Origin of the sequence: Mycobacterium kyogaense (assembly GCF_003254575.1) — a bacterium.
GTDB lineage: Bacteria > Actinomycetota > Actinomycetes > Mycobacteriales > Mycobacteriaceae > Mycobacterium > Mycobacterium kyogaense.
In genome coordinates, this window is sequence record NZ_QJUA01000032.1 from 1 (window position 1) to 15206 (window position 15206).

13 protein-coding genes and 1 pseudogene are annotated in these 15206 nt (G+C 67.7%); 8 read left to right on the forward strand and 6 right to left on the reverse strand.

Features of this window, described 5'->3' with window-relative positions; all coding sequences use genetic code 11:
• From DMB80_RS19770 to chvE, 6 genes and pseudogenes are all read right to left on the reverse strand, one after another.
• Nucleotides 1-305 (reverse strand): annotated as a pseudogene (locus tag DMB80_RS19770) (galactokinase family protein); the annotation flags it as partial.
• Entirely contained in the window at nucleotides 302-1384 is a 1083-nt protein-coding gene (gene galT, locus DMB80_RS19775) for a galactose-1-phosphate uridylyltransferase (protein WP_240431286.1), read from the reverse strand. The gene galT and the pseudogene DMB80_RS19770, both read right to left, overlap by 4 nt.
• On the reverse strand, nucleotides 1351-1572 hold the full coding sequence (locus DMB80_RS19780) for a hypothetical protein (RefSeq protein ID WP_111511421.1): 222 nt from the start codon (nucleotides 1570-1572) through the stop codon (nucleotides 1351-1353). Before DMB80_RS19780 ends, galT begins: the two co-directional genes overlap by 34 nt.
• Before the next feature lies 1 nt (nucleotide 1573).
• Nucleotides 1574-2806 carry a multiple monosaccharide ABC transporter permease gene (gene mmsB, locus DMB80_RS19785; protein WP_111511422.1) on the reverse strand — a complete coding sequence of 411 codons (1233 nt, stop codon included), beginning with the start codon at nucleotides 2804-2806 and terminating at the stop codon, nucleotides 1574-1576.
• Nucleotides 2807-4348: a multiple monosaccharide ABC transporter ATP-binding protein gene (mmsA, locus tag DMB80_RS19790; RefSeq protein WP_420812206.1), complete on the reverse strand. Its 1542-nt coding sequence runs from the start codon at nucleotides 4346-4348 to the stop codon at nucleotides 2807-2809.
• Nucleotides 4345-5445, reverse strand: a complete 1101-nt coding sequence (chvE, locus tag DMB80_RS19795) for a multiple monosaccharide ABC transporter substrate-binding protein (RefSeq protein ID WP_111511424.1) — start codon at nucleotides 5443-5445, stop codon at nucleotides 4345-4347. Before chvE ends, mmsA begins: the two co-directional genes overlap by 4 nt.
• A gap of 273 nt (nucleotides 5446-5718) precedes the next feature.
• Here chvE and DMB80_RS19800 point away from each other — a divergent pair, with 273 nt between their 5' ends.
• Genes DMB80_RS19800 through araA form a run of 8 tightly spaced genes read left to right on the forward strand, consistent with a single transcriptional unit; the run spans nucleotide 5719 to nucleotide 15194 of the window.
• Nucleotides 5719-6708: an ABC transporter substrate-binding protein gene (locus tag DMB80_RS19800; protein WP_240431287.1), complete on the forward strand. Its 990-nt coding sequence runs from the start codon at nucleotides 5719-5721 to the stop codon at nucleotides 6706-6708.
• A gap of 20 nt (nucleotides 6709-6728) precedes the next feature.
• Entirely contained in the window at nucleotides 6729-8243 is a 1515-nt protein-coding gene (locus tag DMB80_RS19805) for a sugar ABC transporter ATP-binding protein (protein ID WP_162938625.1), read from the forward strand.
• The gene (locus DMB80_RS19810; RefSeq protein WP_111511425.1) at nucleotides 8240-9298 is read left to right on the forward strand and encodes an ABC transporter permease; all 1059 of its coding nucleotides are present in this window, start codon (nucleotides 8240-8242) and stop codon (nucleotides 9296-9298) included. The genes DMB80_RS19805 and DMB80_RS19810 overlap by 4 nt, the downstream gene beginning before the upstream one ends.
• A complete protein-coding gene (locus DMB80_RS19815; protein ID WP_111511426.1) occupies nucleotides 9295-10290 on the forward strand; it encodes an ABC transporter permease subunit in 996 nt (331 codons plus the stop codon). The genes DMB80_RS19810 and DMB80_RS19815 overlap by 4 nt, the downstream gene beginning before the upstream one ends.
• Nucleotides 10287-11315 carry a LacI family DNA-binding transcriptional regulator gene (locus DMB80_RS19820; RefSeq protein ID WP_111511427.1) on the forward strand — a complete coding sequence of 343 codons (1029 nt, stop codon included), beginning with the start codon at nucleotides 10287-10289 and terminating at the stop codon, nucleotides 11313-11315. The genes DMB80_RS19815 and DMB80_RS19820 overlap by 4 nt, the downstream gene beginning before the upstream one ends.
• Nucleotides 11312-12979, forward strand: a complete 1668-nt coding sequence (gene araB, locus DMB80_RS19825) for a ribulokinase (RefSeq protein WP_111511428.1) — start codon at nucleotides 11312-11314, stop codon at nucleotides 12977-12979. The genes DMB80_RS19820 and araB overlap by 4 nt, the downstream gene beginning before the upstream one ends.
• Nucleotides 12976-13686 (forward strand): L-ribulose-5-phosphate 4-epimerase, encoded by a 711-nt coding sequence (locus DMB80_RS19830; protein WP_111511429.1) that lies wholly within the window; start codon nucleotides 12976-12978, stop codon nucleotides 13684-13686. Before araB ends, DMB80_RS19830 begins: the two co-directional genes overlap by 4 nt.
• A complete protein-coding gene (araA, locus tag DMB80_RS19835; RefSeq protein WP_111511430.1) occupies nucleotides 13683-15194 on the forward strand; it encodes an L-arabinose isomerase in 1512 nt (503 codons plus the stop codon). Before DMB80_RS19830 ends, araA begins: the two co-directional genes overlap by 4 nt.
• Nucleotides 15195-15206: the final 12 nt, after the last annotated feature.

Below are 15206 nucleotides of genomic sequence, written 5' to 3' on the forward strand. Positions count from 1 at the left end.
GATCTGCACACCACTGCTGATTGCCAGCGTCCCACCCGGCACCGGATAGCCGCCTCCCGCAGCGACCACACCACCCCCGCCACGTACGCCGCCCATCCGTCAACGTCGCCGGGCACCGTGTCGAGACCAATCCGCACCACGTCTTTCGACAGCTCTGTGCTCACCACCAGCTCGCCGCTCTCGGCCGGCTCGAACTCCACCACCGTGCGCCCCGGCAGCGCGATCGGTAGCGCGAATCCCACGTTGTAGTCGGTGTGTTCGCCGATCAAGTTGATCCGGCCCGGCGCCGAGAAGCGAATGCTCACAGGCTGCGCAGCCTTTCCGCCAGCGTCTCGGGCACCACGTCGTTGATGAATGCGTCCATCACCGACTCCGACGACGCCAGGTACTTGAGCTTGTCCGCGCTGCGGCGCGTCGAGATGATCTCGACGTGGAAGCAGCCCTCGCCCTCCGGGTACTGGTGCAGCCCCGCCATGTACGGCAGCGGCGCGTCGTACATGCGGTCCAACCGCTGCAGCACGTCCTGGTACATGGCGCTGAAGGCGTCCAGCTCGGCGCCGGAGAGGTCGAGCAGCGAGTGCACGAACCGGTTGGGATAGATGTGCACCTCCACCGGCCAGCGGGCCGCGAACGGCACGAACGCCGTGAACGCCCAGTCACGCGACACAATGCGACGACCGTCCGCGACCTCCCGCGCCACCAGATCGCCAAAAAGATTGCTGCCGTGTTGTTCCCGGTACAAAGATGCATGCCGCAGCATCTGCTCCGTTCGCGGCGTCAGGAACGGGTAGCCGTAGATCTGCCCGTGCGGGTGGGTCAGCGTCACGCCGATTTCCTCACCGCGGTTCTCGAAGCAGAACACCTGCGCGATTTCCGGGCGGCCAAGCAGGTCAGCGGTGCGGTGCCGCCATGCCTCGACCACAAGCCGGGCCTGCGTTGGAGCAAGAGAGGCGAACGAGCTGTCGTGGTCGCTGGAGAAGCAGATCACCTCGCAGCGGCCGCTACCGGGCACCGGATCGAACTCCGAAGAAGCAGAAAGGCCGCCGCCCGACCCCGAGAGAGAAGCGAACCGGTTCTCGAAGACGACGACGTCATAGTCCTGGGCCGGGATCTCACTGGTGAGTCCGGTCGGCCCCGGGCAGAGCGGGCACTCCCCGCGGGGCGGGAGGTAGGTGCGGTCCTGGCGGGCCGGGGCGATGATCACCCACTGCCCGGTCGTCTGGTCGAACCGCAACTCCGACAGCGACTCTGAGCGGGGCGGAAGTGGCCGGAGGTCGGGTACCGGTGCTGGCGCCCGGCCGGGCAGGTTGAAGAACAGCAGATCGCGTCCGTCGGCGAGGGTCCACGCCGTCACTGAGTCGGTGAGCGACGGATTCTCAACCACGGTTGACGCAACTCCTCTGCCCGGCGCATCGCCTCAGCGTCCAGGATCTGATGGTAACGCGCGACGAGTTGCTCCCGGGTCAGCCCGAACTCGGGCAGCACCTCATCGGCGGGCGGGCCGCCGTACGGCGCCCAGCTCCGCATGAACGTGACGATGTCGTGTTCGTAACGATCCGCGACTCCGGGCATGTCAGGCCCCGCCCTTCTTCTTGTTGTAGATGTCGAAGCCGACCGCAGCCAGCAGCACCAGACCCTTGATCACCTGCTGCACGTCGCTGCCGATACCGATCAGCGACATACCGTTGTTGAGCACGCCGAGCACGAATCCACCGATGATCGCGCCGAACACCGTGCCGACACCGCCGCTGGCCGAGGCACCGCCGATGAACGCCGCGGCGATCGCCTCCAGCTCCATGCCAATACCTGCCTGTGGCGTCGCGGAATTCAGGCGGGCGGCGAACAGCAACCCGGCCAGTGCGGAGAGCAACCCCATGTTGACGAAGACCAGGAACGTCACCCGCTTGGTCTTGACGCCCGACAGCCGTGCCGCGGCCTCGTTACCGCCGACGGCGTACACCTGCCGGCCGACGACCGTGCCGCGCATGATGAACGCGTAGACCACGAAGGCCAGGGCCAGGATGATGCCGACCACCGGGACACCGCGGTAGCTGGCCAGCAGCAGCGTGAACGCCGCCAGCGCCGCGACGATGGCCGCGCACTTCGCGACGAACCAGCCCAGCGGCAGCACGCTGAACCCGTACTGACTCTGGGCGCGTCGCTGCCGCACCTGTTGCCACACCGCGGCCAGCATCACGAACACGCCGAGAATCACGGTGGGCCAGTGGTAGACGGCGTTCGCGCCGAGCTCGGGTAGGAACCCGCTGCTGACCTGACCGAAGGTGCGTGGGAACGGCGCGATCGACTGCCCTTCGAGCAGATACTGTGTGGCACCGCGGAACACGAGCATCCCGGCCAGCGTCACGATGAACGACGGGATGCCCACATAGGCGATCCAAAAGCCCTGCCAGGCACCGATCAACGCACCCAACAGCAGACACAGTGCGACCGCGACAGGCCAGGGCATGTCGTTGCGGATCATCAACACCGCCGACATCGCCCCGATGAACCCGGCGATCGAGCCCACCGACAGGTCGATGTGACCGGAGATGATCACGATGACCATCCCGATCGCGAGGATCAGGATGTAGCCGTTCTGCTGGACGATGTTGGTGACGTTGAGGGGCTTGAGCAGGATGCCGCCCGTCCACACCTGGAACAGGATGACGATCAGGGCGAGCGCGACGACCATGCCGTACTGGCGGAAGTTGCCCTGCAGCAATGCCTTCAACCGGGACACGGTCGAGTCCGCGGGCGGCGGCGCCGGAGCGCTCGGCGGCGTCGACACCGTCGGGGTGGTGGTCATCTATCCTCGTCCCTTCATCATGTAGCGCATCAGCGTCTCCTGCGACGCGTCGGCCCGGGCCACCTCACCGGTGAGCCGGCCCTCGTTGAGTGTGTAGATGCGGTCGCACAGGCCGATCAGCTCCGGCAGTTCCGAGGAGATGACGATCACCGCTTTCCCCTGTGCCGCCAGTGAATTGATGATCGTGTAGATCTCGTACTTGGCGCCGACGTCGATGCCGCGGGTGGGTTCGTCGAGAATGAGCACGTCGGGGTCGGCGAACACCCACTTGCTGAGCACCACCTTCTGCTGGTTGCCGCCCGACAGGTTCCCGGTGACCGCCTTGACCGACGGCGCCTTGATCCGCATGTCCTTGCGGAAGCGCTCGGCGACCTTGGTCTCCTCGTGCTCATTGATGACGGACTGCCGGCTCACCTTCGGCAGTGACGCCAGCGTGATGCTGCGCGCGATGTCGTCCATCAGGTTCAGGCCGAAGTGCTTGCGGTCCTCGGTGGCGTAGGCGATGCCGTGGCTGATGGCTTCGGGCACCGTGCGGGTGCGAATCTGTTTGCCGTCCTTGAACACCGAGCCGCCGGCCTTCTTGCCGTAGCTGCGGCCGAACACGCTCATCGCGAGCTCGGTGCGGCCGGCGCCCATCAGGCCGGCCAGCCCCACCACCTCGCCGCGACGGACGTTCAGCGAGACCCCGTCGACGACCTTGCGCTGCTGATCGAGTGGGTGATAGACGGTCCAGTCCTCGATCGCGAACGTGACGTCGCCGATCTCATGCGCGGTGCGCTCGGGGAACCGGTCCACCAGCGGCCGACCCACCATGCCGCGAATGATGTGCTCCTCGGTGAGATCCGGCCCCACGTCGAGCGTCTCGATCGTGCGGCCGTCCCGTAGCACTGTGATGCGGTCGGCGACGCGCGTCACCTCGTTCAGCTTGTGCGAGATGATGATGCACGTGAGCCCCTGGCGGCGTAGCTCCAGGATCAGGTCGAGCAGGTTGCGGCTGTCCTCGTCGTTCAGCGCCGCGGTCGGCTCGTCCAGGATCAGCAGCTTCACCTTCTTCGACAGCGCCTTGGCGATCTCGACGAGCTGCTGCTTGCCGACCCCGATGTCGGAGATCCGGGTGCCCGGGCTCTCCCTCAGCCCGACCCGGTCGAGGAGCTGCTGGGCGTGGGTGGTGGTCTCGTGCCAGCTGATCACCCCCGCCGAGGCGTGCTCGTTGCCCAGGAAGATGTTCTCCGCGATCGAGAGCACCGGCACCAGCGCGAGTTCCTGGTGGATGATGCCGATGCCGCGCCGCTCGCTGGACCGGATGTCCTTGAAATCGCCCGGGGCACCGTCGAAGACGATCTCCCCGTCGTAGGAGCCGTGCGGGTAGATCCCGCTGAGCACCTTCATCAGCGTCGACTTGCCCGCGCCGTTCTCTCCGCAGATCGCGTGGATCTCGCCGTGGCGCACCGTGAGGTTCACGTCACTCAGCGCGGTCACCGCGCCGAAGCGCTTGGTGATTCCCCGCATCTCGAGCAGTGCGGTGCCCTCGCTGCCCATCAGGTCAGCTGCGCCGAGGTGTAGTAGCCAGAGTCGACGAGCACCTTCTGGTAGTTGGACTTGTCCACACTGACGGGCTGCAGCAGGAACGACGGCACGACCTTCACCCCGTTGTCGTAGGTGGTGGTGTCGTTGACCTCCGGCTTACCGCCGGTGAGTAGCGAATCAGCCATCTGCACAGCTGCTTTTGCGAGCTCGCGGGTGTCCTTGAACACCGTCTGCGTCTGCTCCCCGGCAATGATCGACTTGACCGACGCGAGTTCGGCGTCCTGTCCGGTGACGATCGGCAGCGGGTTGGCCGGAGTGCCGTAGCCGGCGCTCTTAAGCGCCGAGATGATGCCGAGTGACATTCCGTCATAGGGCGAGAGCACCGCGTCCACCCGGCCGCTGGTGTAGGACCGGCTCAGCAGGTTGTCCATCCGCGACTGCGCGAGCCCACCGTCCCAGCGCAGCGTCGCCACCTGGTCGAAGGACGTCTGCCCGCTCTTCACCACCAGCTTGCCGCTGTCGAGGTAGGGCTGCAGCACGCTCATCGCACCCTTGAAGAAGAACGTCGCGTTGTTGTCATCGGGCGAGCCGGCGAACAGCTCGATGTTGAACGGGCCCTTGCCCTGCGCCACACCCAGCTTGTCAACGATGTACTGCGCCTGCAGCACACCGACTTTGAAGTTGTCGAACGTCGCGTAGTAATCGACGTTGGCCGAGCCGCGGATCAACCGGTCGTAGCTGACCACAGGAATCTTCGCGTCGGCGGCGCGCTGCAGGATGTCGGTCAGCGACGACCCGTCGATCGGCGCGATCACGAGCACCTTCACGCCCTTGGTGATCATGTTCTCGATCTGCGAAACCTGGTTCTGCACGACGTCGTCGCCGTACTGCAGGTCGGTCTCGTAGCCGAGTGACTGGAACTGCTTGGCCATGTTGTCGCCGTCGGCGACCCACCGCTCCGACGACTTGGTCGGCATCGCGATGCCGATCGTTCCGCTGCGGTCACCGCCGCCCCCACCGCCGGTGGCCGCGGGCTCGGTCGAGCGGCCGCAGGCGGCGAGCGACGCGGTCAGCGCCAGCGCCGCCGCGATGCGCAGAAAGCTTTTTCGCATGGATTCCTCCGGTTGGTCCGGCGCTCATCGCGGGTCCGGCACGCGGACCGCCGTCACGATGTGAGCGCTAACATCGAGCATCTTGTGACGCCGGTCACGGCCCTGTCAAGGGTTCGTGTCGACGAAATGTGAGCGCTAACAAATCGTTGACAGCATTCGAATGTGAGCGTTAACATCGCCGCAGTGTAACGCCGGTCACAGCTTCACCGACGTCGCCGATCCCCGCCACTCACGGACGTGACCTGGTCCGATGGCATCTGTGAAGGAGTCCTCGTGAAGAAAATCCTCTCTGCGATGCTCGCCGTCGCAATGGCAGGTGTGCTGTCGGCCTGCGGCAGTGGACCGGCGCCCGGCAACGCCCCCGGAGGCGGCGGCGGGGCCGGCGGCCAGATCACCATGGGCTTCTCCCAGGTGGGCGCGGAAAGCGGGTGGCGGACCGCGAACACGACCTCGATCCAGGATGCGGCCAAGGCCGCCGACATCAACCTGAAGTTCTCCGACGCCAACGGCAAGCAGGAGAACCAGATCTCCGCCATCCGGTCGTTCATCCAGCAGCGCGTCAACGTGATCGCGTTCAGCCCGGTGGTCCGCACCGGCTGGGACGCGGTGCTGCTGGAAGCCAAGAACGCCAACATCCCGGTGATCCTCACCGACCGCGCCGTCGACACCCAGGAGAAGGACGTCTACAAGACGTTCCTCGGTGCCGACTTCGTGCAGGAAGGTCAGTGGGCGGGCGAATGGGTGGTCAAGGAGTTCGCCAACGCGACCGGCCCGGTGAACATCGTCCAGCTCGAAGGGACCACCGGATCGGACCCCGCGCTGGAACGCAGCACCGGCTTCAGCAAGGCCATCGCCGCCAACCCCAACCTGAGCGTGATCGCCTCGCAGACCGGTGATTTCACCCGCTCGGGCGGCAAGCAGGTGATGGAGGCGTTCCTCAAGGCCAACCCGAAGATCGACCTCGTGTTCGCGCAGAACGACGACATGGCCCTCGGCGCGATCGAGGCTATCGAGGCGGCGGGCAAGAAGCCCGGGCAGGACATCAAGATCGTCGCGATCGACGCCACCCACGACGGCATGCAGGCACTCGCCGACGGGAAGATGAACTTCATCGTCGAGTGCAACCCGCTGCTCGGGCCGCAACTGATGGACCTGGCGAAGAAAGTCTTTGCGGGCGAACCGGTTCCGGCCCGTGTGGTGACCCCTGACCAGACCTTCGACCAGCAGCAGGCCAAGACGGTCCTGCCCGAGCGCAAGTACTGACCACGCACGTGCCTTCCGTGATGACCACAGCGACCGCCGACCCGGTCGTGCACATGCGGGACGTCTCGATCGACTTCCCCGGCGTCAAGGCCCTCGACGGCGTCGAGTTCCGCCTCCTGCCCGGCGAGATCCACGCGCTGATGGGCGAAAACGGCGCCGGGAAGTCGACCCTGATCAAGGCGCTCACCGGGGTCTACGACATCGACGCGGGCTCGATCACCGTCGGCGGTGTCGAACAGCGGTTCAGCGGTCCGCGACAGGCGCAGGACGCCGGCATCAGCACCGTGTACCAGGAGGTCAACCTCTGCCCGAATCTGACGGTGGCAGAGAACATCCTGCTGGGGCGCGAACCGCGCCGCTGGGGCCGTATCGACACCCGGGCCATGAACCGCCGGGCCGCAGAGGTGCTCGCCGACCTCGACCTGGCCATCGATCCGCGGTCCACACTGAGCGCGCACCCGATCGCGCTGCAGCAGCTCGTCGCGATCGCCCGCGCGACGGCGGTGTCGGCGCGGGTACTGATCCTCGACGAACCGACCTCCAGCCTCGACGCCGACGAGGTGTCCGAGCTGTTCCGGGTGATGCGGCGGCTGCGCGACGCCGGCACCGCAATCCTGTTCGTCTCGCACTTCCTCGACCAGGTCTATGCGATCTCCGACCGGATGACGGTGCTGCGCAACGGCCGCCGCGTCGGCGAGTACGAGACCGCCACGCTGGACCGGCTCTCGCTGATCTCGGCGATGCTCGGCCACGAACTCGCCGTGCTCGACGAGATCGCCGACGCCGCCGGCGCCGCCCCCAGCAAGGACGTGGTGCTCAGCGCCCGCGACCTCGGCCGGACCCCGGCACTGCACCCGGTGGATCTCGACATCCACCGCGGCGAAATCGTCGGCCTCGCAGGCCTGCTGGGTTCGGGCCGAACAGAATTGGCGCGCCTGCTGTTCGGCGCCGACCGCGCCACCAGCGGGCAGATCACCATCGACGGCGACGCTGCCGCGATCCGCTCACCGCGCGCCGCGATCGCGCACCGGATCGCGTTCTCCTCCGAGGACCGCAAGCGCGAGGGCATCATCGGCGACCTCTCGATCCGCGCCAACCTCGTGCTCGCGCTGCAGGCCCGCCGCGGGTTCGCCCGCCCGCTGTCCCGCGCCGCCACCGACGCTCTCGTCGACCGCTACATGGAGACGCTCGACGTCCGGCCCCGCAACCCATGGCTGCCCGTCAAGAACCTCAGCGGCGGCAACCAGCAGAAGGTGTTGCTGGCGCGGTGGCTGATCACCGAACCGCAGCTGTTCATCCTCGACGAACCCACCCGCGGTATCGACGTCGGCGCCAAAGCCCAGATCCAGAAGCTGATCGCCGACCTCGCCCACGACGGCATGGGCGTCGTGTTCATCTCCGCCGAACTCGACGAGGTCGCCCGCATCAGCGACCGCATCGCGGTGCTGCGGGAGGGCCGCTGCGTCGCGCAGGTCGGAAACGACTGCACCGCGCGCGAATTGACCGCACTGATCGCCGGGGACGGTGCCGCGTGATCAAGAAGCTGACCGCCTCCCCGCTGCTGTGGCCCGCGCTGGCGCTCGTCGCTCTGCTCATCGTCAACGTGATCCTGACACCGAGCTTCCTGAGCATCCGCGTGCAGGACGGCCACCTGTTCGGCAGCCTCATCGACATCCTGCGCAACGGCGCCCCCACCATGCTGGTCGCGCTCGGCATGACGCTGGTGATCGCCTCCCGCGGTATCGACCTGTCCGTCGGTGCCGTTGTCGCCGTCAGCGGCGCGCTGGCCTGCGCGCACATCGCCGCCTCCGGCGATCCGGGCAGCCCCGCCACCGTGCTGACCGCCATGGGCATCGCGCTCGGCGTCGCCGTGCTGCTGGGGCTGTGGAACGGCGCCCTGGTGTCGGTGTTCGGGGTGCAACCGATCATCGCGACGCTGGTGCTGATGACCGCCGGCCGAGGCATCGCGCTGTCGATCACCGACGGTCAGATCGTCACCACCGCGAGCGCACCGTTCAAGGTACTGGGCGCCGGGTTCGCGTTGGGACTGCCGGTCGCGATCCTGGTCAGCCTCGGCGTGTTCGCCCTCGTCGGCCTGCTGACCCGCCGCACGGCGCTGGGCATGCTGCTCGAGTCGGTCGGCATCAACCCCGAGGCCAGCAGGCTCGCCGGGGTGCGGCATCGCTCGATCGTGTTCGCGGTCTACGTGTTCAGCGCGCTGTGCGCCGGAGTCGCGGGATTGATGATCGCGTCGAACATCTCCGCCGCCGACGCCAACAACGCCGGGCTGTGGATCGAGATGGACGCCATCCTGGCCGTCGTCATCGGCGGCACCTCGCTGTTGGGTGGCCGGTTCAGCCTGACCGGCACGATTCTGGGCGCGTTGATCATCCAGACGCTGACCACCACCGTGTACACCGCCGGCATCACGCCGGAGACCACGCTGGTGTTCAAGGCGCTGGTGGTCATCGCGGTGTGCCTGCTGCAGGCACCGAAGTTCCGCGCGCTGCTGCGACGGAAACGCACCGGCCGACCCGTGACGGTCGCGCCCGTCAGCGTCCGCAGCGCCGCACCGGTGGTGACACGATGACCGTCACCGCCACCCGGCCCGGTGCACTCGCCGGCCTGGCCCGCTACGCCCGCGGCCGCTACCTCTCGCCGCTGGCTTCGCTCGCTCTGTTCGTCGTGATGTTCGTCGCCGTCGTCACCCGCTTCGACTTCGCCAGCCCCGCCCAGGTGTTTCTGAACCTGTTGGTGGACAACAGCTATCTGATCGTGCTTGCGGTCGGCATGACGTTCGTGCTGCTGACCGGCGGCATCGACCTGAGCGTCGGGTCGGTCGTGGCGCTGTCCACCGTGATCGTGGCGACGACGCTGCGGGCCGGGTGGCCCACCCCGCTGGCGCTGGCCGCCGTGCTGATCGTCGGCCCGCTGCTCGGGCTCGTGATGGGTCTGGTGATCGAGTACTTCGACGTCCAGCCGTTCATCGTCACGCTCGCCGGCATGTTCGCAGCGCGCGGCCTCTGCTACGTGATCAGCGTCGACACGCTGCCGATCGACGATCCGGTGATGCGGGCCGTCGGCTTGAACTACGTCTACCTCTACGAGGACAAGTTCATCCGGTGGACGGTCGTGATCGCGCTCGCTGTCGTCGTGGCCGCGGTCTACGCGCTGCACCAGACGCGGTTCGGCCGGACGGTGTACGCCGTCGGCGGGAATCGGCAGTCCGCACAGCTGATGGGACTCAATGCCTCTCGCGCCCGCGTCGGGGTGTACGCGATCAGCGGCTTCTGCGCGGCGCTGGCCGGACTGCTGCTCGCGATGCAGAAGCTGTCGGGCTACAGCCTCAACGGCATCGGGCTCGAACTCGACGCGATCGCAGCCGCCGTCATCGGCGGGGTGCTGCTCGCCGGCGGTGTCGGCTTCGTGCTCGGCTCGCTGATCGGGGTGCTGGTGCTCGGCACCATCGGCACGTTCGTCACCGCCGCCAACCTCGACTCGTACTGGACCCGCATCATGACGGGGGTTCTGCTGCTGATATTCGTCCTGGTTCAACGACTAGTGGTGAGGAAACCCGGATGAGCACCCAGCCCACTCCCCCGACGGCTGCCAAGCCGGTGATGGCCGACGTCGCGCGCCTGGCCGGCGTCAGCCACCAGACCGTGTCCCGGGTGATCAACGGAGCGGCGAGCATCCGCCCCGCCACCAAGGCCCGCGTCGAGCAGGCCATCGAGGAGCTCGGCTACCGGCCCAACACCGCAGCCCGCGCCCTGGTGACCCGCCGCTCGGGCATCATCGGGATCGTCGGCACCAACAGCGCCCTCTACGGCCCGTCGAGCATCCAGCGCTCCGTGCAGGAGGCCGCCCGCGCGGCCGGCTACTTCTCCAGCCTGGTGCCGCTCGCCGAGGTCACCCTCGAGGCGCTGCGCGATGCGCTCGACCACCTCACCCGGCAGTCGGTCGAGGCGATCGTGATGATCGCCGCTCAGGAGGACGCGCTGGAGATCGTGCACTCCGCCCACGCCGACCTCCCCCTGGTGGTGGTCGAGGGCGATCTGTCGGGTCGGGGTCTCAGCGTCGGCGTCGACCAGATCGGCGGGGCCCGGCAGGCCACTGCACACTTGATCGACCTCGGTCACACCGCGATCGAACACGTTGCCGGGCCGCTGAATTGGACCGAGGCCAAAGGCCGGCAGACCGGCTACGAGGAGGCCATGCGCGATGCCGGCCTGACCCCCCGCGATCCGTGGGAGGGCGACTGGACGCCGGGCCGTGGTTACGAGATCGGCCGCGAACTCGCCCGCAAGGACGATGTCAGTGCGGTGTTCGTCGCCAATGACCAGATGGCGATCGGCGTGCTGCACGCACTCGCCGAGGCCGGCCTCGCCGTACCCGACGACATCAGCGTCGTCGGATTCGACGACATCCCCGAGGCCGGCTTCCTGATCCCGGCGCTCACCACCATCCGGCAGGACTTCCAGGCGATCGGCCGCCGCGCCATCGACCTGGTGATGGCCACCCTCGAAGGGTCGAGCGCCAACGTCCCGCTCCTTCCTCCTGAACTGATCGTCCGCGCCAGCACCGCACCGCCGAAGGAGTCTTCGTGAGCAGTGAGAAGTACACGGTAGGAGTCGATTTCGGCACCCTGTCCGGACGTGCGCTGGTGGTGCGGGTCAGCGACGGCCACGAGATGGGCAGCGCCGAACACGTGTACCGCCACGCGGTGGTGACCGACACGCTGCCCGGCGGCACCGACCGGCTGCCTCCGCAGTGGGCACTGCAGGTGCCCAGCGACTACGTCGACGTGCTGCGCACCGCGGTCCCGCAGGCCGTCGCCGCCGCCGGGATCGATCCGGCCGACGTCATCGGGATCGGCACCGACTTCACCGCCTGCACGATGGTGCCGGTACGCAGCGACGGTACCCCGCTGTGCGAGCTCGCCGACTTCGCCGACCGCCCGCACGCCTACGCCAAGCTGTGGCGCCACCACTCCCCGCAGCCGCAGGCCGACCGCATCAATACCGTTGCGGCACAGCGCGAAGAGTCCTGGCTCCCGCGCTACGGCGGACTGATCTCCAGCGAGTGGGAGTTCGCCAAGGCTCTCGAGATCCTCGACGAGGACCCCCAGGTGTACGCGGCGATGGATCACTTCGTCGAGGCCGCCGACTGGATCGTCTGGCAGCTCTGCGGCACCTACGTCCGTAACGCGTGCACCGCCGGGTACAAGGGCATCCGGCAGGACGGCCACTACCCGTCACGGGACTTCCTCGCCGCGGTCCGGCCGGAATTCGCCGACTTCGTCACCGACAAGCTCGACCACCGCATCGGCCGGCTCGGCGACAGCGCCGGATTGCTGACCGCCCAAGCTGCCGCGTGGACCGGCCTGCCGCAGGGCATTCCGGTCGCGGTCGGCAACGTCGACGCCCACGTCACCGTCGCCGCCGCCGACGCGCTCGACCCGGGCTCGCTGGTCGCCATCATGGGCACCTCGACCTGTCACGTGATGAACTCCGACGTGCTGCGCGAGGTCCCCGGCATGTGCGGGGTGGTACTCGACGGAATCAGCTCCGGCAGTTGGGGATACGAAGCCGGACAATCCGGGGTGGGCGATATCTTCGGCTGGTTCGTCGCCAACTGCGTGCCCGAGAGCTACCAGACCGAGGCCCGGCGCCGTGGACTGTCCCTGCACGCGTATCTGTCCGAGCTGGCCGGCCAGCAGCGCGTCGGCGAGCACGGCCTGATCGCGCTGGACTGGCACAGCGGAAACCGGTCCGTTCTCGTCGATCACGAGCTGTCAGGCGTCATGGTCGGGCAGACACTCGCCACCACGTGCGTCGACATGTACCGGGCCCTGTTGGAGGCCACCGCGTTCGGGACCCGGATGATCGTCGAGACGTTCGTGCGCAGCGGCGTGCCGGTCAACGAACTCGTCGTGGCCGGTGGCCTGCTGAAGAACAGCCTGCTGATGCAGATCTACGCCGACGCCGTCGGGCTGCCGCTGTCGGTGGTGCCGTCGCCGCAGGCGCCCGCGCTCGGCTCGGCCATCCACGCCGCCACTGCGGCCGGCGCGTTCCCCGACGTGCCGACCGCCGCCCGGCAGATGGGCCGCCGCATCCGCGACGCCTACACCCCGATCCCCGCCAATGTCGCTGCCTACGAACAGCTCTACCGCGAGTACGTCGCGGCCTACGAGTGGTTCGGCCGCGGCAACGGCATGATGCGGCGGCTTCGCCGCATCGGCACCCCCGAACCCGTAGGAGTTCTGTCGTGAGAATCACCTCCGACATCGATGCGGCCATCGCCGATCTGCGCCGCCAGGTGTGCGATCTGCACCGCCACCTGACCCAGTACGAACTGGTGATTTGGACCGCGGGCAACGTGTCGGCCCGAGTCCCCGGCCGCGACCTGATGATCATCAAACCCTCCGGTGCGGACTACGACTCGATGGCCCCGGCGGACATGGTGGTCTGCGATCTGTACGGCAACCTCGTCGACGGTGAGCTGTCCCCGTCGTCGGACACCGCCGCCCACGCCTACGTGTACCGGCACATGCCCCACGTCGGCGGGGTCGTGCACACCCACTCCACCTACGCCACCGCGTGGGCCGCGCGAGGTGAACCGATCCCGTGCGTGCTGACGATGATCGCCGACGAGTTCGGCGGCGAGATCCCGGTCGGCCCGTTCGCGCTCATCGGCGACGACTCGATCGGCCGCGGCATCGTCGAAACACTGCAGCACAGTCGATCTCGCGCGGTGCTGATGCGCAATCACGGCCCGTTCACCATCGGGCGCACGGCCCGCGAGGCCGTCAAGGCCGCCGTGATGGTCGAGGATGTCGCCCGCACCGTGCACATCAGCCTCCAACTCGGCGTGCCGCCGGAGATCGACGCCGAGGACGTCACCGCCCTGTTCGAGCGCTACCAGAACGTGTACGGCCAGCCCGGCCACACCACGAACCCCGAGGAGACCCTGCGATGATCGCGTCCCGACTCGTCACCAGCCAGGTGTGGCTGGTGACGGGCAGCCAGTCGATGTACGGGCAGGCCATCCTCGACCAGGTCGCCGAGCAGTCCCGCCAGATCGCCGAACAGCTCGACGCCGGACCCGAGATCCCGGTCGAGGTGCGGTGGCTGCCCGTCGTCACCGACACCGAGCAGATCGCCCGGGTGCTGGCCGAGGCCAACGCCTCTCCCGATTGCATCGGGGTGATCGCGTGGATGCACACGTTCTCGCCGGCGAAGATGTGGATCCGCGGGCTCAAGGCCCTGACCAAACCGCTGCTGCACCTGCACACCCAGTTCGGTGTCGAATTGCCCTGGGAGTCCATCGACATGGACTTCATGAACCTGAACCAGGCCGCCCACGGCGACCGCGAGTTCGGCTACATCCAGACCCGCATGTCGCACCCGCGCAAGACCGTCGCCGGCCACGTCAGCGACCCACGCACCCGCCACCGCGTCGGCTCCTGGATGCGCGCAGCCCTCGGACACGCCGAACTCTCGACGTTGAAGGTGGCCCGGTTCGGCGACAACATGCGCGGCGTCGCCGTCACCGAAGGCGACAAGGTCGAGGCCGAGGCACACTTCGGCGTCTCGGTGGACACCTACGGCGTCAACGACCTGGTCCGAGTCGTCAACAACATCAACGCCTCCGACGTCGACAAGCTGGTCCGTGAGTACGCCCACACCTACCGGGTGGCGCCCGAACTGCTACCCGGCGGAGACCGGCACACGTCACTGCGGGTCGGCGCGCAGATCGAACTCGGCTTGCGGAAGTTTCTGCAGCAGGGCGGCTTCCACGCCTTTACCACCAACTTCGAGGACCTGGGCGGGCTGCGTCAGCTCCCCGGTCTTGCGGTGCAACGCCTGATGGCCGACGGCTACGGCTTCGGTGGCGAGGGCGACTGGAAGACCGCGACCATGCTGCGCACCATCAAGGTGATGGGCGAAGGTCTGCCGGGCGGCACCTCGTTCATGGAGGACTACACCTACGACCTGACACCGGGCCGCGAACGGATCCTCGGCGCACACATGCTCGAAGTCTGTCCGAGCATCGCCGCCGACGTGCCGACGCTGGAGGTGCATCCCCTCTCGATCGGCGACCGGGACGACCCGGTGCGGCTGCGCTTCACCGCCGCCCCGGCCGACGCCGTGATCGTCGGCATCTGCGACATGGGCGATCGGTTCCGATTGGTGGCCAACGAGGTCCGCGTGGTCGAGCCAGCAGTGGAGCTGCCGCGACTGCCCGTCGCGTGCGCGGTGTGGGAGCCGCTGCCCTCGTGGTCCACCTCGGCCGAGGCGTGGCTGATGGCCGGTGCACCCCACCACACCGTGCTGACCACCGCGGTGGACACCGAGACCGTCGAGGACTTCGCCGACATGACGGGCACCGAGCTGATGGTCATCGACGCCGCCACCACGATCCGGGACTTCCAGAACGCACTCAAGTGGAACCAGGTGTATCACCATGTCGCCGGCGGACTCTGACGCGGTGGTGCG

Coding starts and splice junctions, on each gene's coding strand:
- araA (WP_111511430.1), top strand. CDS start 13,683: ATGATCGCGTCCCGACTCGTCACCAGCCAGGTGTGGCTGGTGACGGGC.
- DMB80_RS19820 (WP_111511427.1), top strand. CDS start 10,287: ATGAGCACCCAGCCCACTCCCCCGACGGCTGCCAAGCCGGTGATGGCC.
- DMB80_RS19805 (WP_162938625.1), top strand. CDS start 6,729: ATGACCACAGCGACCGCCGACCCGGTCGTGCACATGCGGGACGTCTCG.
- chvE (WP_111511424.1), bottom strand. CDS start 5,445: ATGCGAAAAAGCTTTCTGCGCATCGCGGCGGCGCTGGCGCTGACCGCG.
- DMB80_RS19780 (WP_111511421.1), bottom strand. CDS start 1,572: ATGCCCGGAGTCGCGGATCGTTACGAACACGACATCGTCACGTTCATG.
- mmsB (WP_111511422.1), bottom strand. CDS start 2,806: ATGACCACCACCCCGACGGTGTCGACGCCGCCGAGCGCTCCGGCGCCG.
- DMB80_RS19815 (WP_111511426.1), top strand. CDS start 9,295: ATGACCGTCACCGCCACCCGGCCCGGTGCACTCGCCGGCCTGGCCCGC.